The sequence below is a fragment of the Spirosoma taeanense genome (genome assembly GCF_013127955.1).
Classification (GTDB): domain Bacteria; phylum Bacteroidota; class Bacteroidia; order Cytophagales; family Spirosomataceae; genus Spirosoma; species Spirosoma taeanense.
Genome location: NZ_CP053435.1, coordinates 3,708,598 through 3,728,224 on the forward strand (window position 1 = coordinate 3,708,598; position 19,627 = coordinate 3,728,224).

Here is a 19,627-nt window from a genome sequence, read left to right on the forward strand (position 1 = left end):
AAGATTATACGACCAGATTCAGCGCCAGCACCCCTAACAGGCCAATAATGGATACGATGGTTTCCATAAGCGACCACGTCCGGATGGTTTGCCCAATAGTCAGGTTGAAATATTCCTTGAAAAGCCAGAAGCCACCATCATTGATGTGCGAAAACATCAAACTGCCGGAGCCAATGGCCAGTACCATCAGTTCGGGCTTGATCGGCTGGCTCTGAATCAGCGGACCAAGAATACCGGATGTGGTCAGCCCCGCAACGGTCGCCGAACCCACGCATATCCGGATAAAGGCCGCAATTCCCCAGGCCAATACCAGGGGCGGAATGGCCGCATCGGCCAGCAGGCTTCCAATGTATTTGCTGGTCCCGCTGTCGGTGAAAATCTGCTTCAGCGCCCCGGCCCCGGCAATGACCAGCAGAATCGGCGCAATAGCCTTCACGGCTTCTTCAAGATCTTTCGTAACGGCTTTAATGGATTGGCCGCGCCGGATGCCCAGTGTATACACCGCCGTCAGCACCGACAGCAGCATACCGATATACGGCTCTGCCAGCAGCGTGATAAGGGTATTCAGGGGCGATCCATCGGGGAATACGCTTTTCAGCGGTCCGAAAGTGGTCAGCAGCAGAACGGGCAGCAAAGCCACAAAAAAACTGATGCCCGCACTCGGCAGGTTATGGTCCGGGACTTCCCGAATGTTGAACAGTTCTCGGTTCGGTGTTGCCTTTACGTGTACGAGCGTTCGGCCAAAGAGCGGTCCGGCAATGACAATGGCGGGAATGGCAACGATAATGCCGTAAATCAATGTCTGGCCAATGTTGGCGTTCAGCTGGCCCGCAACGGCCGACGGAGACGGATGCGGAGGCAGGTAACCGTGAGCTACCGAAAGGGCCGACAGCATGGGAACTGCGACGGACATTAGCGGTAGTCCCGATGAGGCCGCAATGGTAAAAATCAATGGGACAACAATAATGAAACCGGCGTTGTAGAACAGCGGAATCCCAATAACGAAACCAGCCACTGCCAGCCCCCAGCGGATATTTTTGATTCCGAACCAGCCAATCAGGACATTGGTGATACGCCGGGCGGCTCCGCTTTCGGCTACCAGCCGGCCGAGCATGGCTCCAAACCCAATGATCAGCACCAGTTCGCCCAGCGTACCGCCGATACCGGTCTGAATGGATTTTCCAACGGCGCCCACGTCCATACCCGCGGCCAGTCCAATACCGAGGGAAACAATGACAAAGGAGATGAACGTATCTAACCGAACAAAGGCAACCAGAACGACCAGGGTAAGGATACCAATCAGGGTAAGAACAAGGGGCATAAAGACGGAGGGATTTATCAGACAGCGGAAGGGGCTATCGGGCCCAAATTACGCGTCCTGAACCGATAAAGCGTAACGCGCCAGCTTTTCTACTTCATTTACCAGTGGGGACGCCACATTGAACGGCACAACGTGCAGGCGGGTTGAAGCATCGTAGCCAAATACCGCCAGGGGATGCCGGAAGGTTTCGTTAGCTGGATAAACCAGAAACAGATCGCTGGCTGCGTATTTTTTGCCGTACGCATACAGTTGATACAAGTCGGCCTGTTCGATGCCGTAATTTCCTGTGCGGTCATGGCCGTCAATGCGCTTCCATTTGGTATCCAGCACCAGCGTTCGGTCACCCTGCCGGATCAGAATATCGGGGCGGAGCCTGAACTTTGGTGTGCCAACGTGCTGATCGACCAGATGCGCCGATGCTTCCTGCACTGTTACGGCGCCAGTTTCGGGCCAGTACGTCCGAATGCCGTGCGCGACAAAATCCTCAAACACCCGCCCCATGGGTACGAGCAGGGATATATCCATTACAGAGCCGATTTTCACGCCAAAAGCCCGACCCTGCAGCAGAGCCACGGCCCAGCGCAAAGCGGGTTCATAGGAATTGAACAGGCGGTTGACCCGCTGGCTAGCCCGAAGATCATCAGCCAGCGAATCCGAAATGGGAACATCGTCCAGCGCCTGCAGCAGTCGACGGATGCGTCGCTGCACTGGTGCGCTGATCGACCGACTGCTCAGGTGCAGCAAGGCTGTTTTCAGGATTCGATTCGGCGGCACATCGGCCGTGAGCCAGTCAAACGCCACGGCCAGCCGCTCGGCATGCTGCCCGTTTTCGCGCTGCTGGCGGGTGGCCTGAAACCGCCCTTTCCAGAAGCGTTCGTTACGCTCAACACCTACGTAGGCACGCCGGATTCCCTGCCGGACGAGTGATTCAACGGAATCAACAAAAGCCGTAATAAACACTTCCCAGAGTGGCAGGTGCGCAGCCTGCGTGTGGGCGGGAGTCAGGGTGCGGAAGGGGCTGTGCCGCAGGTATCGGAGCATGGTCAGCATCGTAGACCGGGCGTCCAGGTCGCTCTGAATCTTAGGCAGAATCTCAATCTGAGTGCCATCGGGCAAGGCCAGCAGACCCACGTAATTCTGAAAGCGGATATACTCGCGCCCTTTCTGCACAAAAAAATGCAGTAGACTGTCGGCGCCCTCTCCGTTGAAGGCTACCCGTCGAAGCGCCTGGAACGTCGTGTCCGGCAACCCGACTACGCCCTCCGGCAGATCTGGCGAGCTGCTGGCAACCTGACTGTTTTCGGCGACGGTAATGCAGATGGGCATAATGGGATCACGAAGGTTACCTCAGGCCGGCTCATACTCGCCCATTGGCCAACCCGTTGTAAAAGCCTTCGGAAATTATTCGAAGTTTTTCTTCTTGCGCAGTTCTTTTACTTCAAAATCGAACGGCAACTCGTTCATGCATTTGAAGTGCTTTAACGGGCACTCTTCAAAGCCAATTTTGGAGCAGGGCCGGCAATCCAGTCCCGTTTTTTCGAGAACGACATAAGCCGTTTTGTAGGGGTACATGCCAAGTTGGGGCGTGGTATTCCCCCAGATGGAATACACTTTTTTCTTCAGGGCCGACGCGATGTGCATCAGCCCCGTGTCGTGGCTGAAAACGATTCGCGCCCGCTGCAGCAGCGACGCCGACTGGTTCAGATTATATTGCCCACAGGCATTATAAATCAGGTGTTCGCCAAGGACCTCTACAATCGCTTCGCCAGCAGCCCGGTCTTCCTTGCCGCCCAGCAGAACAATCGGGTGATTGATTTTCCGGCAGAGTTCAATTAGGCGCGGAACGGGCAGTTTTTTAGTTGCGTGCTGCCCGCCAATGGCGAAGGCTACGTAATCCTGCCGGTGGGTCGCCGGCAGCCAGTCCGTTTCGATCTGATCCTTATATGGAATGAAGTAATCCAGCCCCTGCTCGTCATTTTCAACCCCCAGTGGCCGCACCGCTGCCATGTAGCGGTCAACGATGTGCTGATTCGGCATGACGTTTACTTTCCAGCGGACATAAAACCACTTGCGCAGGTTGAGTTTATCGAAACTATACGACCGGACGCCCACCAGACCCGTTTTAATCAGGCTCGTACGCAGGTTGTGGTGCAGGTCGATAATGTAGTCGTACCGCTCGGCGCGGAGCTGACGCAGGAGCGTCCACAGGCTATCGTCCAGATAATGGCATTTGTCGATATACGGATTGTGCTCAACGATGGCCTGAAACGCCCGCTTGGTGCAGAAATGAACCTCAGCATTGGGCAACTGCTGCTTCAGACAACGCACCACCGGCGTCGTCAAAACGATATCGCCGATTGACGAAAAGCGCAGTACCAGAATTTTTGCCGGGGATGTCATGTTGAGCCTTATTTCTGCAAAATTACCCTATTTACGGCGGGGTGCCAAACCATTTAATAGACCCACCAGCGGGGTTTATTCGGCGTACGATACAAACTATTCTCGCATTCGATGCAGGCTGGCGTAGATGGATACGGAACGTTGACCGGCAAGTCTGTCTCAGGAAGGCCCTGTCCGTTGCTGCGGTCCACATAAATATACTGCTCAGATATACCCGTAGCGCCAAAATAGCCATACACCAGCTCGTTCGGATCGCTTACGCAGCGCAGGTTCCCCTGTACGCTGGATGGCGCCGGGTCGAACAAACCGCCGGTACTGTTAACGAGTTGGCTCACGCTCCTCCAGAAGGCATACGCGCCTTTACTGATGGCCTGCTGCTGGACTTCTACGTAGTAAGGCGCCGTTGACGTATAGGGGGCGCTCATAATATACTGCCCGCTGATGGCTTTTCCGTTGACGTCGGCGTCAGAACTGACACTAATGCAGTTAAAACACCGGGTGATATCCCAGCAGGGTGTACAGCAATAGATGCCAATATACACCTGCGAGTTCCTCGGTAACGTTTTCTGGCAGACGCTGATAGCTTCGTAATGAGCCCACTCCCAGCGGTAGTAATTACCCGTTGTTTCGGGGTCTTTGGTGTCCAGGTACACCTTCCAGCTCTGTTTACGAACGGGACTATTCGGCACTGGTTCATTGCGATACTCCGTGTACAGCTTCTGAATGGGTGGGGCCGATTGCAGCACCTCCGCATCCGACTCGTACCGTTTGCCGGCTTTGGTCTGGATAACAATCCGGTAGCTGCGCCCGGCCACGCCCTGTATGCCGTTGGCTCGGCTCACGTACACTCCGCCCGGTGACTGCTCGCGTAAGGTTTCCCGGTTGCCCCGATTGTCTTCAATCGTTACGGTAGCTCCTGTCTCCAGAAGGTTAATGCTGCGAATCGAGTAGTTGGCGGTGCGCGTCAGCCGGACGGTGTACGGCCCCGGCTGGTCGGTGATCTGTCCTTCCACAACCAGCGAGGGCGGAATGCTGAGCGATTCCGGCTGGTACTCCGTAACGCAGGCAAACATTGTCGCTGACAACCCCAGTCCATAAAGCAGCGAACGCAATCGGTTTTTCATCAGAACTTGAAGTTGTAGGTCAGCGACGGGAAAGTGGTGCCGAAAATTGACAGTTTGTAAGCGTCTTTATCGGCCCGGTTGTTGAGCCGGTAAAAGATCGAATACGCGTTTTTGTGCGCATAAACATTGTAAATGGCAAACACCCAGCTACTCTGATTGCGCTTTTTCAGCAGCGGATTCTGCTCAAACGTCATGGAAAAGTCGAGCCGGTGGTAGTCCGGAATCCGTTGCTGGTTCCGGTTGAGGTAAATCGGCACGTAGACGCCGTTGATGCGGGCGCGGGCATACGGCTGAGTCGTGGGGCGGCCGGTGCTGTACGTAAAATTCAGCGACATACTAAACCAGGTGGTCGGGCGGTAGGTGGCCAGCACGTTCAGCGTATGCGGCTTATCGTAGTTGGCCGGATACGCCCGCCCGTTGTTCACCCGCTCTTCGGTGTAGGGACTATCCATGATGAGGAACGTCCGGGCATAGGTATAACTCGCAAAGCCAGTCCAGTATCCTTTGTTTTTCCGCAGTAAACCTTCAAACCCATACGCCTGTCCGCGACCCTGCACAATCTGCGTTTCAACGATCGGCGCCAGCTGCAGCTCGGCTCCGTCGCGATAGTCGATGGCGTTGGTTATGGTTTTATAATACACCTCCGCTGAAGCCTCAATGGCGTTGTTGGGCGTATTGCGGAAATAGCCCAGTGACCACTGGTCGGCAATGGTTGGCTTTGTATAGATGTCGCTCAGGTGCCAGCGCGACGTAGGCAGGGCGGCTGTTGTATTCGTAATCTGCTGGATGTACTGACGCAGTCGGCTGTAGCCGGCCTTGACGGATTTACCTTCGCCAAGCGACCAGCGAACCGCCAGCCGGGGCTCCAGGCCACCCATGGAGTGATAGATACCCCGGTTGTGCTCCCGAACCGACACGACCGTTTCATCCTCACGCGGGGCGTTTTCCCGATAGGTCCGCACCGTTGCGGGGCCGCGGTTCAGCAAGGTCGAGTAGCGCAGACCAGCCAGCACCGATACGTCGGTATTGACTTTCCATTCATCCTGCACGTAAGCCGCCAGTTCATAAGCTCGTTCGCGGGGCAGATCGACCGGCAACACGTTGGAGAACGGACCGACCGTTCGGGTATTGGGCTGAATTAGGTAATCAATAACGCTCAGGCCTGCCTGCCACTGATGGGTTTCGCTCGGCGTGTAGGTCAGATCACTCTTGATCTGCCGATGCCAGACGCCCGACTTCAGCTGGAAGGCATTGGCCGAATCGGGCGCGGACAGGTCGGCCCGGTACCGGCTCAGAATAACCGACGTCGCCACGTTTATCTGCTTATTGACGAAATAATTCCAGCGGAGTACGCTGTTGGCGGTCTGGTAATTAAACTGCGTCGACGATGCGTTGATCTCCTGCCCCGACAGCGAATCGGACGCCAGCTTGAACACGTCCGTGCTGACGTAACCCGTCAGCGTAAAGGTGTGCTGCTCGCTGGGCTGGTACTTGAGCTTCGCCGTCAGGTCATAGAAATTGGCTTTTGTGCCCCGCAGGTTGGGCGGTGCCAGCTTGAACAGGAAATCGTTGAACGATCCCCGCGCAGCCGCCAGAAACGACAGCTTGTTTTTGATGATTGGCCCTTCGACGCCCAGCCGGCTCGAAATAATCCCGATGCCGCCGTTAATGCCCCATTTGTCGGCATCCGGCTCCCGGATTTTCACGTCCAGCACCGACGACGCCCGACCACCATAGGCAGCCGCGATTCCGCCCCGGTTGAGCGTTACGTCGCGCACGACATCGGGGTTGAAGACTGAGAAAAAGCCCATCAGGTGGCTTGAATTAAACACCGGCGCGTCGTCGAACAGAATCAGGTTCTGATCGGCGCTGCCGCCCCGCACGTTGAAGCCCGGCGCGCCCTCACCCACCGTCGTTACGCCCGGCAGCAGGAGCAGACTGCGAACGACGTCTATTTCGCCCAGCAGCGGTGGAATACGCCGGATGCTGCGGATGGTCAGCTGCGAAACGCCAATTTCAACCTTGCGGACGTTCCGGTCAGGCGTTTCGCTCGTTACGACCACTTCTTCCAGGTCCTTGGCGTCGTCCTGCATTTTGATTTCCCGAAGCAACAGTTTCTGGAGCGAAATTGTATCCAGCGTAGGCCGGTAACCTACGTGCGTAAACTTCAGCACGTACTCGCCGGGGGGCAGGGTCACAATGAAATAGCCGTCTTTGGCCGTAACGTAACCCTTCGACACGTTCAGCACGACAATGTTTACGCCCTGAATTGGCCGACCGGTCCTGGCGTCGCGAACGTAACCCGTAACGGGATATGTTAGACCGGCTGGCTTAGTTTGTTGTGCCAGCGCTCCGCTAAACAGACCAACGGTTAAAGCCAGTAGACAGAAGAATCGCATAAGAAGGTTCAGGAAGCATAAGGTTCAGGGCCGACGATTCACGTCGTTGTCTCCGGCAACGGTATGCGGATGCTGTCTACTACGCTTGGAATGAGCATAATGTTGCCAAAAGAGAAAAGCACAAATACGTTATTTCTTCCCTATCCGGCTCCGTCTCTGCGTCAAATATTTCGTCATCTCTTCCAAGGACAAGGCGTTGAAGGTCATTTCCTTCGTCAATCCCCCTTTGCGTCCAGTCGCCACGCCATAGTGCATATCCAGCAGACCACCGAAATCATGAGCGTCGGGGTTGATACTGAGCATCACCCCCTGCTGCATGGCGTAGTTAATCCAGCGCCAGTCGATGTCGAGCCGGTAGGGACTGGCGTTGATCTCAATGACTACGTTATGCTGGGCACAGGCATCGATAATGGCCCGGTGATCGATTGGGTAGCCTTCGCGCGCCAGCAGCAGACGGCCGGTCGGGTGGCCGAGAATGGTCGTATATGGATTCTCAATAGCGCGTAGCAGCCGGGTGGTGGCTTTTTCGAGCGACATCGTGAGCGTCTGATGCACCGATGCCACGACATAATCAAACGTAGCGAGCGTCTCGTTGTCGTAATCCAGCGAACCGTCGCTCAGGATATCGGATTCGATTCCTTTAAAGATTCGAAAGCTGTCTCCGAAACCGGCGTTAAGCTGATCAATCTCTATCTGCTGCGCCCGAACCCGCTCGGCGTCGAGGCCGTTGGCGTAGGAAGCCGTTTTCGAATGGTCGGCAATACCGAAATACGTCAGGCCCAGTTCGCGACAGTACGCGGCCATATCGGCCACCGACTGCTTGCCGTCCGACCAGGTGCTGTGGTTGTGGAGCGTACCTCGCAGGTCATCCCAGGTCACGAGCTGGTCATTCCGGTACCGGCCCGCCCAGCGAAAGGCGAAATCGTCTTCCCGCATTTCGGGCACGATGAACGGCAGACCAGCCCGTTGGTAGATGGCTTCCTCGGCTGTGTCGGGACTGGTATAAGCAACCTGCAGCAGCGACTGCCCCCCTGTGCCGACCTGCTGCAGATGGGGCTCGGCGGCCGTATGAATGAACAGTTGCCGGTCAATCTGCTCGGCCGGGAAAAGCAGCAACTCAACCTGCACGTCGAAATTCTGCAACTGTCCCCGCCACGCAAACGGCGAGGAAATTTGTTCGTCTGACTCCAGAGATGGCAAACCGTTCAGCGTCAGCATAGCGGAAACCGGATCGCTGGTCTGCACCAGCAGTTGTACCGTATCCACCTCCTGCGCCTTTCGTCGCACCTGCCCGCTGATCTCAACCCGCTCAAAGTGCCTGGTCAGTTCGTCGTGCAGCAGGTTGGCAATCATAGCGGCTTTGTCCATCCGAACCTTGCCTTTCTGCTCCTGCAGAAACTCTAGAGCCGCCAGAATCTTGTCCTGAGTGGCTTTGCCGAAGCCCTTGATCTGGGCTACTCTCCCCTCTTCACAGGCCTGTTGCAGTTCGTTGAGGTTGTCAATACCCAGTTCGCGCCAGAGCGTGCCGATTTTCTTCACGCCCAACCCCTTAATGCGGAACATATCCATTACGCCCGACGGCGTCTGGGCCAGCAGATCGTCGAGCTCGGTCAGGCGACCAGTTTCGGCAATTTCCCGGATTTTATACGCGACTGATTTACCAACCCCTGGCAGTTTGATCAACTCCTCGGCGGGCAGATTCGCCAGGTCGGCGGTAGACTTGTCCAAATTGAAAGCGGCCGAGCTAAAAGCCCGCGTTTTGAAGGTGTCGTACTCGTGGAGTTCCATCAACCGGCCCGTCAGTTCGAGCAGGTCAACGATTTCAGAATTGGTCATGCAAAAAAGAACATTTGTCCTGCAAATTAGGCAATTGGTCGGAATCTGATGGTAAGCCGGCGATCGAGCCAATTACCTTTAGTTCATCAAAGACAAAAACCCTTACGAAACGGCTTCATTGCACTAATAACATGCAAAACTCATCGCTTACCTCCGAACGTGATCCGTATCTCTGGAAACAGGCCAAAGCCCACGTTGGCTTTAAGATGCATCTGCGCACTTACCTGTTGATCAATGCGGGTTTATGGCTGATCTGGGCCTTTACGTCGTTTTTTATCTTTCGTGACGCGAGCCGGACGCTGTTCCCCTGGCCGTTGTTTGCTACCCTTGGCTGGGGCATCGGCTTAACGTCGCACTATTTCGGCGTTTATCGGTCCGGCAATGAGAAAAGCATGATTGAACAGGAGTACCAGAAACTGATCAATCAACGCTAAAGCAGAGCTTGCTGTTGGGGCCGTACGCTCCCTTAATGCAACACTTTCGCGAACAGAACGTCAACCGAATAGGCCGCGTTCATTTACAGCAGATAGCAAACCTGGCCGGTTTCGGGCATGAATACCATTTTGCATTCACCCGTTAGCGTTGTTCATCTGATCGCTGCGCTGACGGCCATGATAACGGGAACCGCCGTTTTACTGACGCGTAAAGGAACGCTCAGCCACCGGCGCACGGGGCGTATCTATGTCGTCAGCATGATGGTTCTGCTGCTGACAGCTTTCCAGATTTACTACCTGTTTGGGCGGTTCGGCGTTATTCACTGGGGCGCCGTCGGCAGCGTCGTAGCCCTGCTGGTCGGCATGGTTCCGATTGGGTTGCGGACTGTGTGGCCAGCCTGGCTGCGGTGGCATTACGTCGGGATGGGCGCGTCGGTAACGGGGCTTTATGCAGCCTTCGTAGTGGAAAGTACGTACCGATTTTTTTCCCCGGCTTATTTCTGGTGGGTCACGATGGGGTCAGCCAACGTTGTTTTTGTGCTGGGTGCCATATTACTGTACCGGCACTGGACATTCCCGCCCAATCCTCAATCCCTGAGCCTGCGAGCGTCACTGGCTAATTACAGAAGCCAGCAATCGAGATAATACGGTGATTACTGCATTACGACCAGGTCATATTTTGTCAACAGACCGGGTAAGCTGTACAGCGAGAACCGGGCCTTTTTCACCTTATTATCGTCCGGATCGATTGTCAGGTTATACGAGGTTGCGAAGTCGACCTGCGTCAGGTTGTTGTCTTCAAACCGAGCCAGCTCCAGGTTGCAGTTTTTGAACACCGTCGCGGTCAGGTCACATTTCAGAAAGTGCGCTTCCTTAAGTGAGCAGTCCGTAAAGTTAGCTTTCCGGAGCTTTCGATTCAGAAAAACGGTGTAGTCCAGTTGGCAGTCCTGAAAATTCGTATGAAAGCCAAAAGCATCACAAACGCCAAAATCGACATGAAGCAGCCGGCAGGCCGTAAACTGAACATCGTAGAGTTTGGTATTTTTCAGCTCTACGCCCGTTAAGTTGCAATCCTCGAAACGACAGTCCACGAAACTCGATCCGGTCAAAGCCGTTCGCGTCAGATCCAGTTTCCGGAACTGGCATTGTTCAAAGGCGTGACCGTGCCACGACGCCACCGGCTCGCCCGACGAACTGAAGACCTGCCTGTAATATTCCATGCGTTTCCAGCTATACGGCTACGGGGGCTTTGATGGCCGGATGTGGATCGTAGTTTTCGAGCGTAAAATCGTCGTACGTAAAGTCGAAAACCGACTGGACAGCTGGATTCAGGCGCATCGTTGGTAACGGGCGGGGCTGGCGGGCTAGCTGCGTCTCAACCTGCTCCAGATGATTCAGATACAGGTGCGTGTCGCCCCCCGTCCAGATAAACTCATGGGCTTCGTAGCCGCATTCCTGCGCAATCATCATGGTCAGCAGGGCATACGAGGCAATATTGAACGGTACGCCCAGAAACACGTCGGCGCTCCGCTGGTAAAGCTGACAGGACAGCTTGCCGTCGGCTACGTAGAACTGCATCAGCAGGTGGCAGGGCGGCAGCGCCATATTCGGTACGTCGGCGGGGTTCCAGGCCGAAATAATCATCCGGCGCGAATCGGGGCTTCGCTTTAACTGGTTCAATACATCCTGCAACTGGTCAATCACGCGCCCGTCGGGCGCGGCCCAGCTTCGCCACTGTTTGCCATACACCGGACCCAGGTCGCCGTTTTCATCGGCCCACTCATCCCAGATACTCACCCCATTGTCTTTCAAATACTTGATATTCGTATCTCCTTTGATAAACCACAACAATTCGTGGATAATCGAGCGGGTATGGACTTTTTTGGTGGTCAGTAACGGAAAGCCCTCCTGCAGGTTGAAGCGCATCTGATAACCAAATACGCTGATCGTACCGGTGCCGGTTCGGTCGGTTTTACGGGTGCCGTTGGCCAGAATATGCCGGAGTAGGTCGTGGTATTGTTGCATGGGGCAAAGAAACAAAAAAGGCGTCTCTTTTAGGAGACGCCAACGTAAGAACGCTTTATTTTCCCGCGACGGGTTATATCCCCCCCGCCCTGGCTATGCCGGAAGATGACCGTTACGGCTGAATCTCAAACGAGTACGTAATCTCAGTCGTTGGCCGGAACTGCGCCGTAGCTGAGCAGTATTTATCCATGGACAGATCAATCGCCCGCTTCACGCGGTTGGCGTCCAGCTGACCTTTCAGGAGGTAGGTGATATGAATCTTTTTAAATGGAGCCGGTGTAGCGCCCTTCTCCCGTAAGCCATCGACTGTCAGCCGGAAATCGTCGATGACCTGCTTCTGCTTTTGCAGGATCAGGATCACGTCGATAGCCGAGCAACCCGCCAGTCCCATCAGCAGCATCTCCATGGGCCGCGCTCCGGCATTGTGCCCGCCGATGTCGGTAGCCGCGTCAATATGCTGGGGTATACCCGACTTCCCGACGGCTTCAAAATGGAAGGCATCGTCCACGCGTACGAGTTCAATCTGCATGGTATTAAATTCAGGAACGGCCTCAACCGGTTGTGAATCAAGCATCATCTTTTTTGCGTTTATACCTAAGAGTTCGTATTTTCACCAGCCCAAACGTTTAACAGGCTATGTCCGAAAAATTCACTGACGATATTTTCGATCTAAAAAACGATCGAAGGCTGAGCGTCTACCTATACCGGGCAGGCTTTGGTTGCTGGTTGCTTTACATAATTGCGGGCGCCCGGTTTATGCACTCGGTCAGCATGTACCGAACAGATTTTGGCGTGTTCTCGTTCTTTCTAATGGTGATGGGTTTATCGGCTTCCATGATTTATGATTACCACCATCATCCCATTGAATTTGAACAGAAGAAAAAATGGCTGGCTTTCAGCTATTTAGTCCTGGCCGGTCTGGTGTACTTCTTTATTCTGCATAACGAGCCCGTTTCTCTGCGGGTTTTTGGGCTGCATCTGTTCTGACCGCTTCTGTCTAACTGTCCGGGCTTCGGTTCAGCAATTGTCATCTGAAAAAACCATCAACCTGTAAGGTTATCGGGTTTACGTTAAGGTTTGGCGACTAGGCTGCTCAGCCTGTCTTCGTCACGCCATACATTTTCCGACAGTTTAGCACTGCTCCTGCCAGTTGGTGCGCAATTTCGACGTTGGGTATTTCACAAATTTACGGGTTTAAACATTGTCGGACGAAGCGCGTTAACTTGCCTGAGGTTAACCGGCTAGCCTGCTTATACTTCTGGTTGTAAAGCCGGTATCAGCAAACCAGCCGCATTTTCGTTCACTCGCATTACACCTATGCCTAGAATTACACCCAAAACATTCTGGTCTATACTGGTTGATAGTTATAATGGATTTACCGAAGACCGGGGTTTAAAGCTTAGCGCTGCCCTGGCGTATTACACGGTGTTTGCCTTAGCTCCCCTGCTGGTCATGATCATTGCGCTGGCCAGTGTTTTTTTTGGCGAAGAAGCCATTCAGGGGCAGATATTCTCGGAGATCAATGAACTGGTGGGCAATGAAGCCGCCCGGCAGATCCAGGAAATGATTAAGCAGGTGCAGCTTTCGGGCAAAACCACGGTAGCGGTTGTCACCAGTGTGATTACCCTGCTGGTTGGCGCAACCAGTGTCTTTGTTGAAATTCAGGACTCTATCAATCTGATCTGGCGCGTAAAGGCCAAACCCAAGCGGGGCTGGGTAAAACTGCTGTGCGACCGGCTCCTGTCGTCTTCCCTGATCATCAGCCTGGGCTTTCTGCTGGTTGTTTCGCTGATCATCAACGGACTCATTCTGGCATTAAGCAACCGGCTTACGCTCTACCTGCCCAACATTACTGTCTTTCTGGTGAAACTGGTCAATCTGATCATCAGCCTCGGGGTTGTTACAACGTTGTTTGGGACCATCTTCAAGGTTCTGCCGGACGTAAAGATCAGCTGGCGCGACGTGCGCTGGGGAGCCATTTTTACGGCGATGATGTTTATGCTCGGGCGGTATCTGATCGGGCTTTATATCGAAACAACGGGCACGGGTTCAACCTACGGAGCCGCCGGTTCGCTGATTGTCATTCTGGTCTGGATCTACTACACAGCCGCAATTCTTTATTTCGGAGCGGAGTTTACGCAGGTCAACGCCGACAAAAATGGCCGACGCATACGCCCGGCCGAGTATGCGGTTTACGTAGAACGGCGCGAAGCCGAGCGGGTAGTTGATACACTGCCACCGGTACACAAGCAGTGAAAAACCGTAGTCGGCCGACGGCCCGTCAATGGCCGTTGCGACTTATTTGAGGACTTTCGTAATTTCGTTCAGCTTCTCCATCTTCTGCACAAAATCACCCTTGAGCTGATTACGGATCGCCGTCAGGTTGTCCAGCGTTTCCTGCAGACTATCGGGCAGGATTTCCTCCAGCACTTCCCGGAACCGCTTCGCAAACGTCGGCGATTTGCCGTTGGTTGAAACGGCAATTTTAAGATCGCCTTTTTTCACGACCGAACTCAGGTAAAAATCGCACAGATCGGGCGTATCGGCTACGTTGACCAGAATGCGCCGGGCTTTACAGTCGGCCTGCACCTGCCGGTTCACGGCTTTGTCGTTCGTACCAACAATTACAAGGTCTTTATCGGTCAAATACACTTCATGATACGGCTCCTGAATAAGCTCCAGCTTCGGGTGTTCGCGGGCCATCGCGTGCAGTTCATCCCGGATGAAAGGGGCCACGAGCGTAACGCGGGCGTCGGGCGCATTGCCGAGCAGAGCCGTAGCTTTCTCCAGGCCAACGTATCCACCACCCACAATAAGAGTGTGCAGTTGTTCGGCCTTGACGAAAATGGGAAACAGAGTATTCATAGTGGAAAGTCAGACAAAGCAGTAGGGTATAAACGAGGTAAGTGCTCTGCAAACTTACACTGTTTATACCCTACTTAACTTACTGCCTGGATGTTTAGAATTTCACGCCGACGTTTACGCTTAGAATCCGGCGTTTGGTGTTGGTCGTGCCTTCAATGACATCCGCAAACCCGTGGTGATATACGAAACCCAGCATCAGTGGACCCGCGTCGAAACCCAGGTTCACCAGTCCATTAACCGTGGCGGCCCGGAAGTCACCCTGCTCAAAATTGAAGGCGTTGTTGTTCACGCCCAGTGGCGCGGCATACTCTGCGCCAACGGCCAGCCGCACCGCCGACACGCCCCGGTCCGACTGCGCCAGTTTAACCCCAATATAAGCCGGAATATGCAGATACTTCTGATCAACATTCCCCGTAATGTCGGCAATGCCGTTTACCTGTCCGTCGCCCGCCCTGAAAAACTCCGAACTAGACGTCAGGTACTCGGCACCAATCTGGCCATAAAGTCGCCCGCCCCCGCGCACGAAGAAACCAACCTGATAGCCCAGTCGGCCACTGAGCCGATTGCCTTCCACAGACTCGCCCTCAAAACGGGTCGAGTTGGCACCGGCATACAGGCCAAAGGTGAAATTTTTATAGTTCTCCCGACGTTCCTGACGCTCAGCCCGTTCCATGCTACGCTGGCCATCCTCGAAGCCTTCGTCGTAGGCCCGGCTCAGGTCGCGCTCATCATACATCCGGCCATAGTTGCGATCGTTGCCCCGGCGCTCTTCGTAGCGGTTATCGTAACGCCGGTACTCCTCATCGCGCAGGTTGTATTCACGCCGGTCTTCTAATACATCGTCCATACGACGATCCTGTCGGCGTTCGTCCCGGCGTGAGGGTTCATAGTCACGATTGCGATCGTAACGATCATTATACGCGTTTCGCTGACCAAACGTCAGGCCGGCGCTGCACATACCTACCATCAGCAAGAAAGCGGTTAAAGAATTCGTTTTCATAACGTGTTGAGTTGAAATATACCATTCGGCCATTTACTCTAACAACCCTATAGTTTTAATGAATGTTTGGCCTTTTTAAGTAAAACAGGCCTTTCTTTAACCAATGAGCCATAAAAAAAGCCGCCCGTTGGGGCGGCTCTTGCTGATGAAGTAGTGTTAGTATTAGAAACGGAAACCCAGATTCAGCGCAAGCATATTACGCTTCGTATCGGCGTTCTCGAATACATTTTGCAGACCGTGGTTATACAGGGCGTCCAGCGTCAGAGGGCCCAGGTTGATACCAGCACCAACCAGACCGTTCAGGATTGTCCGTTTAACATCGTCGTTACCCAGTCTGAAGTTGTTGTCACCAATGGCTACCAGCGCCGACAGTTCAGCACCTGCCTGGATGCGCAGACCTAATGTGCCCCCGATCCGCAGACCAACGTAAGCCGGGATGGCCAGGAAGTGCTGATCAATTTTGCCGCGAACCTCGCCTACCGTTGGGGTGCTCTGATTCGAACCTGACCGCACTAAGTTCGTGGTGGAATTACGATATTCTACGCCCAGCTGACCAAAAACAGTACCGGCCGTACGGCCATACAGACCCAACTGCCAGCCAGCCCGGTAAGCCCCATCCGGAATGGGTTCGTTAACGAAGCGGGAAAAGTTTACACCGGCATATACCCCGAATTTACCGTCTTTATCGCCTAAAGCCCGATCGCGGTCCGGCCGCATGTTCATTGAACTGGTAGTTGCCGCGTTGTTGTAGTCACCAGCAGTGGTCGTTGTTGTTGTGGTGGTACCCGTACTGTTCATGGTACCATTGGTCATCGTCGAGCCGTTCGACATGGTCCCATTGCTCATGGTGGCACCGTTGTTCATGTTCGACTGCGATGCAGCATTTGTGCTGTCAATTGTCGTAGTCGTCGGCGTAGCGCTGTACGTTGAATTGGTGGTCGTCGTTGTTGTCGACGAATTGTTCATGGTGTTCTGGCCGTTCACGATACCAGCACCAAGCAGGCAGGTTGCCAGCAATGTAACATGAGTTTTCATTGTGTTTTATAGCGTTGAGTTGTACAAAAAAAGGTGTAATCGTAATTACACCCTCTGTAACAGGCCAACGGCTTGCAATGTTTTAATAATTCTTATCTTCTATGAAAAATCCCTATATGATGAGTTGAGAATCAGGCTTAAAATTTAAAACCAACGCTGGCGCTCAGGACACGTCGCTGCGAACCCGCAAAGCCGGTTGAATTAACCGCTTCAATGCTATTGCTGAACCCGTGATGATAGGTCAGGTCAATAAGCAGCGGGCCGATGTCGAAGCCGAGTTGTCCAAGTCCGTTAAACGTACCGCTCTTGATTTCTGAATTGCTCAGGTTGAATGAGTTGCTGTTTGCACTGATCCGGTTGGCGTATTCAAGTCCGACCTGCAGGCGAACGGCCGAAATGCCCCGGTCCGACTCAACCAGCTTGTAACCGATATACACCGGAATCTGAACGTATCGGATATTGATCTGATCCTGAATGACGCTAGCCGACTGACCATCGCCAGCCGTGAAATAATTTGAACTGGAGGCAAAATATTCAGCCCCCAACTGGCCGTATAACCGTCCCCCACCCCGAACAAAAAAACCGGCCTGATAGCCCAGCCGCCCGGTCAGCGCATCCCGATTGCCGTTAGCGTCAATGGCCTCACCCTTGAATTTTGTACTGTTCGGACCGGCATAAATTCCGAAAACAAAGTTCTTGTAATCCTTCGTAGCCTTGTCGCGCGTCTTACGATCGGCTCTGTTTGTGCTATACGTATCGGTTGTTGTGGTCGTTGTGGTGCCGTAGGTAGGCGATGACGCGCTGTTGGTCGAATAGGTTCCGGTCGTTGTCCCGCTGCTACTGGTCATTGCTGACGGCGAGGTTGAATATGCGTTACTGGTCGTACCGGCCGCGTTGGTACTATCGGTCGTTACTGGCGAGGTATACGTTGGGTCCGTCGCGTTGACGGTCGATGAATACGTATTTGTGGTTGTTTGAGCCGTTGCCAGACCCATGCTGAACAGACCAGCAGCTAAAAGCGTAAGTTGTTTCTTCATGTTCATTTATCCGTTGAGTTAATGAAAAAGGTGGATGTGAGCTTGCGTAGCTCACATCCACCTTAACAGCCTGATACCAACAATGTTTGTAAATAATCCCTTTAATCTATAAATTTAGTAAACTATTGGCTGAAACATTGAAAATTTTGCATTTACATCAGTCTCTACTCCGTTCGAAACTTCTTGAACGCATTCATCAGGCCATTGGTCGAACTGTCGTGGCTGCTAACGGGTGCGTCATCCTGTAGTTCTGGCAGAATGCGGCTGGCTAGTTGCTTCCCGAGTTCCACGCCCCACTGATCAAAGCTGAAAATGTCCCAGATAACGCCCTGCGTGAAGATTTTATGCTCATACAGCGCAATCAGACTGCCCAGTGTGCGGGGCGTCAGCTTTTTAAACAGTATCGAGTTGGTTGGCCGGTTGCCCGAAAACTCTTTGAACGGCGTCAGCGCATTCACTTCATCGGGGCTTTTTCCGGCTTTACGGAGTTCCTCGGCGGCTTCTTCGGCAGTTTTGCCGTTCATGAGGGCCTCGGTCTGCGCAAAGTAATTGGCCATCAGAATCTTGTGGTGTTCGCCAATGGGTCGCTGACTAATGGCCGGAGCCAGAAAATCGCAGGGAATCAGCTTGGTTCCCTGGTGAATGAGCTGGTAGAACGCATGCTGGCCGTTGGTGCCGGGTTCGCCCCAGATAATCGGACCGGTCTGGTAATCGACCGGATTTCCATCGCGATCGACCGACTTACCGTTACTTTCCATGTCGCCCTGCTGGAAATAGGCTGCAAACCGGTGCATGTACTGATCGTAGGGCAGAATGGCTTCGGTCTGCGCGCCAAAAAAGTTGTTATACCAGATACCGATCAGCGCCAGCAGCACGGGCAGATTCTGCTCAGCCGGCGTATCGCGGAAATGCTGATCCATGGCGTGCCCGCCGGCCAGCAACTCCTCAAAATTGTCAAATCCAACGTATAAGGCTATCGACAGACCAATGGCTGACCAGAGCGAATAGCGGCCGCCAACCCAGTCCCAGAACCCAAACATATTTTCGACATCAATCCCGAATTTCTCTACTTCACTGCGGTTGGTCGACAGAGCCGCGAAGTGTTTGGCGATATCGCCCTCCGAACCGCCGTTTTCCAGAAACCACTGCCGGGCCGTCTGGGCGTTGGTCATGGTTTCCTGGGTCGTAAAGGTCTTCGACGCAATCAGAAACAGGGTTGTTTCGGGTTTAACGGTCTGCAACGTTTCATAGATATGCACACCATCCACATTCGAAACAAAGTGAACGTTCAGTCCTGCTTTGGCGTAAGGTTTCAAGGCTTCGGTGACCATAACCGGACCCAGATCAGAGCCCCCAATCCCGATGTTGACTACGTCGGTAATCGCCTGACCCGTATATCCTTTCCACTCACCCGACTGAACCCGATCCGAAAAGCGTTTCATCCGCGCCAAAACCTCGTTAATTTCCGGCATTACGTCTTTGTCATCCACCAGAACGGGCGTATTGGAGCGATTACGGAGCGCAACGTGCAGCACGGCACGGTCTTCGGTCCGGTTGATTTTGTCGCCCGAGAACATTTTGCCAATGGCATCGGTCAGACCAGCCTGCCCGGCGAGCTGAAGGAGCAGCGTGAGCGTTTCGGCGGTAATACGGTTTTTAGAAAAATCGAGCAGGATATCGTCAAACTGCCGCGTAAAGCGGGTGAATCGGTCCGGATCTTCAGCGAAAAGATCACGCATATGGCGATCCTTCAACTCATCATAATGAGCCAGAAGCTGAGCGTAGGCTGGCAAATCGGTAAAGCGATGATTCTGGAGCATGGAAATTTTGTTTGGGTTTGATTGGAATACGTTGGTCCGCCGTTACGGGTGCAGGTGCTGACGCCGGAACCCAGGTTCACAGAACAAATTCAGGTTGTCGGCGCGAATATCGCCAATCCCCCGCAATCTTTTCAACCGGTAGTGCGTCCTGTGGGTAACAGCGCGGGCGCACGCTTTTTTTCTGCCCGGATTACGCCCGATCAACCATAGCCGGGACGCTTCTCACAGCCTTCTGGCCCAAGTTACCTAACCGGCTGATGCGCAGCGAAATGATCCGTCTCCCGGTTTTTCTGGCTGGACAAGCGTACGCCAGGCCTCGACAATGACGTTA

Annotated in this window: 18 protein-coding genes; 4 read left to right on the forward strand and 14 right to left on the reverse strand. The window is 53.8% G+C overall.

Annotated features, from left to right (window positions below):
• Positions 1 to 4 precede the first annotated feature (4 nt).
• From HNV11_RS15500 to HNV11_RS15525, 6 genes are all read right to left on the reverse strand, one after another.
• Positions 5 to 1,321, reverse strand: coding sequence for a gluconate:H+ symporter (locus tag HNV11_RS15500; protein ID WP_171740531.1), 1,317 nt, complete (start codon positions 1,319 to 1,321; stop codon positions 5 to 7).
• Between the two features lie 48 nt (positions 1,322 to 1,369).
• Positions 1,370 to 2,647: an McrC family protein gene (locus tag HNV11_RS15505; protein WP_171740532.1), complete on the reverse strand. Its 1,278-nt coding sequence runs from the start codon at positions 2,645 to 2,647 to the stop codon at positions 1,370 to 1,372.
• Positions 2,648 to 2,722: 75 nt separating this feature from the next.
• Positions 2,723 to 3,721 (reverse strand): glycosyltransferase family 9 protein, encoded by a 999-nt coding sequence (locus HNV11_RS15510; RefSeq protein WP_171740533.1) that lies wholly within the window; start codon positions 3,719 to 3,721, stop codon positions 2,723 to 2,725.
• Positions 3,722 to 3,774: 53 nt separating this feature from the next.
• Positions 3,775 to 4,845: a DUF4249 domain-containing protein gene (locus HNV11_RS15515; RefSeq protein WP_171740534.1), complete on the reverse strand. Its 1,071-nt coding sequence runs from the start codon at positions 4,843 to 4,845 to the stop codon at positions 3,775 to 3,777.
• The gene (locus tag HNV11_RS15520; RefSeq protein ID WP_171740535.1) at positions 4,845 to 7,244 is read right to left on the reverse strand and encodes a TonB-dependent receptor; all 2,400 of its coding nucleotides are present in this window, start codon (positions 7,242 to 7,244) and stop codon (positions 4,845 to 4,847) included. Before HNV11_RS15520 ends, HNV11_RS15515 begins: the two co-directional genes overlap by 1 nt.
• A 129-nt stretch (positions 7,245 to 7,373) precedes the next feature.
• Positions 7,374 to 9,080: a helix-hairpin-helix domain-containing protein gene (locus HNV11_RS15525; RefSeq protein ID WP_171740536.1), complete on the reverse strand. Its 1,707-nt coding sequence runs from the start codon at positions 9,078 to 9,080 to the stop codon at positions 7,374 to 7,376.
• 131 nt (positions 9,081 to 9,211) lie between these two features.
• Here HNV11_RS15525 and HNV11_RS15530 point away from each other — a divergent pair, with 131 nt between their 5' ends.
• Together HNV11_RS15530 and HNV11_RS15535 are read left to right on the forward strand one after the other, a co-directional pair.
• On the forward strand, positions 9,212 to 9,514 hold the full coding sequence (locus HNV11_RS15530; RefSeq protein ID WP_171740537.1) for a 2TM domain-containing protein: 303 nt from the start codon (positions 9,212 to 9,214) through the stop codon (positions 9,512 to 9,514).
• Positions 9,515 to 9,631: 117 nt separating this feature from the next.
• Complete coding sequence (locus tag HNV11_RS15535; RefSeq protein ID WP_171740538.1) at positions 9,632 to 10,159, forward strand: DUF2306 domain-containing protein; 528 nt, start codon at positions 9,632 to 9,634, stop codon at positions 10,157 to 10,159.
• 8 nt (positions 10,160 to 10,167) lie between these two features.
• Here HNV11_RS15535 and HNV11_RS15540 read toward each other — a convergent pair whose 3' ends face one another.
• The 3 genes from HNV11_RS15540 to HNV11_RS15550 all read right to left on the reverse strand — a co-directional run bounded on the left by HNV11_RS15540 (position 10,168) and on the right by HNV11_RS15550 (position 12,113).
• A complete protein-coding gene (locus HNV11_RS15540) occupies positions 10,168 to 10,734 on the reverse strand; it encodes a pentapeptide repeat-containing protein (RefSeq protein ID WP_171740539.1) in 567 nt (188 codons plus the stop codon).
• 10 nt (positions 10,735 to 10,744) lie between these two features.
• Complete coding sequence (locus HNV11_RS15545; RefSeq protein WP_171740540.1) at positions 10,745 to 11,539, reverse strand: thymidylate synthase; 795 nt, start codon at positions 11,537 to 11,539, stop codon at positions 10,745 to 10,747.
• A 112-nt stretch (positions 11,540 to 11,651) separates the two neighbouring features.
• Positions 11,652 to 12,113 (reverse strand): OsmC family protein, encoded by a 462-nt coding sequence (locus HNV11_RS15550; protein WP_171742200.1) that lies wholly within the window; start codon positions 12,111 to 12,113, stop codon positions 11,652 to 11,654.
• A gap of 62 nt (positions 12,114 to 12,175) precedes the next feature.
• On the opposite strand from HNV11_RS15550, the gene HNV11_RS15555 reads away from it, so the two are divergent.
• Positions 12,176 to 12,526 carry a hypothetical protein gene (locus HNV11_RS15555; RefSeq protein ID WP_171740541.1) on the forward strand — a complete coding sequence of 117 codons (351 nt, stop codon included), beginning with the start codon at positions 12,176 to 12,178 and terminating at the stop codon, positions 12,524 to 12,526.
• Positions 12,527 to 12,856: 330 nt separating this feature from the next.
• The gene (locus tag HNV11_RS15560) at positions 12,857 to 13,795 is read left to right on the forward strand and encodes a YihY/virulence factor BrkB family protein (protein WP_171740542.1); all 939 of its coding nucleotides are present in this window, start codon (positions 12,857 to 12,859) and stop codon (positions 13,793 to 13,795) included.
• A 42-nt stretch (positions 13,796 to 13,837) separates the two neighbouring features.
• Here the strand turns inward: HNV11_RS15560 and HNV11_RS15565 are convergent, their stop codons facing one another.
• From HNV11_RS15565 to pgi, 5 genes are all read right to left on the reverse strand, one after another.
• Complete coding sequence (locus HNV11_RS15565; protein WP_171740543.1) at positions 13,838 to 14,404, reverse strand: precorrin-2 dehydrogenase/sirohydrochlorin ferrochelatase family protein; 567 nt, start codon at positions 14,402 to 14,404, stop codon at positions 13,838 to 13,840.
• A gap of 94 nt (positions 14,405 to 14,498) precedes the next feature.
• Entirely contained in the window at positions 14,499 to 15,404 is a 906-nt protein-coding gene (locus HNV11_RS15570; RefSeq protein ID WP_171740544.1) for a hypothetical protein, read from the reverse strand.
• A 162-nt stretch (positions 15,405 to 15,566) separates the two neighbouring features.
• Positions 15,567 to 16,439, reverse strand: coding sequence for an outer membrane beta-barrel protein (locus HNV11_RS15575; RefSeq protein ID WP_171740545.1), 873 nt, complete (start codon positions 16,437 to 16,439; stop codon positions 15,567 to 15,569).
• Positions 16,440 to 16,576: 137 nt separating this feature from the next.
• Complete coding sequence (locus HNV11_RS15580; RefSeq protein WP_171740546.1) at positions 16,577 to 17,476, reverse strand: outer membrane beta-barrel protein; 900 nt, start codon at positions 17,474 to 17,476, stop codon at positions 16,577 to 16,579.
• A 164-nt stretch (positions 17,477 to 17,640) separates the two neighbouring features.
• Positions 17,641 to 19,296: a glucose-6-phosphate isomerase gene (pgi, locus tag HNV11_RS15585; protein WP_171740547.1), complete on the reverse strand. Its 1,656-nt coding sequence runs from the start codon at positions 19,294 to 19,296 to the stop codon at positions 17,641 to 17,643.
• Between the last annotated feature and the right edge of the window lie 331 nt (positions 19,297 to 19,627).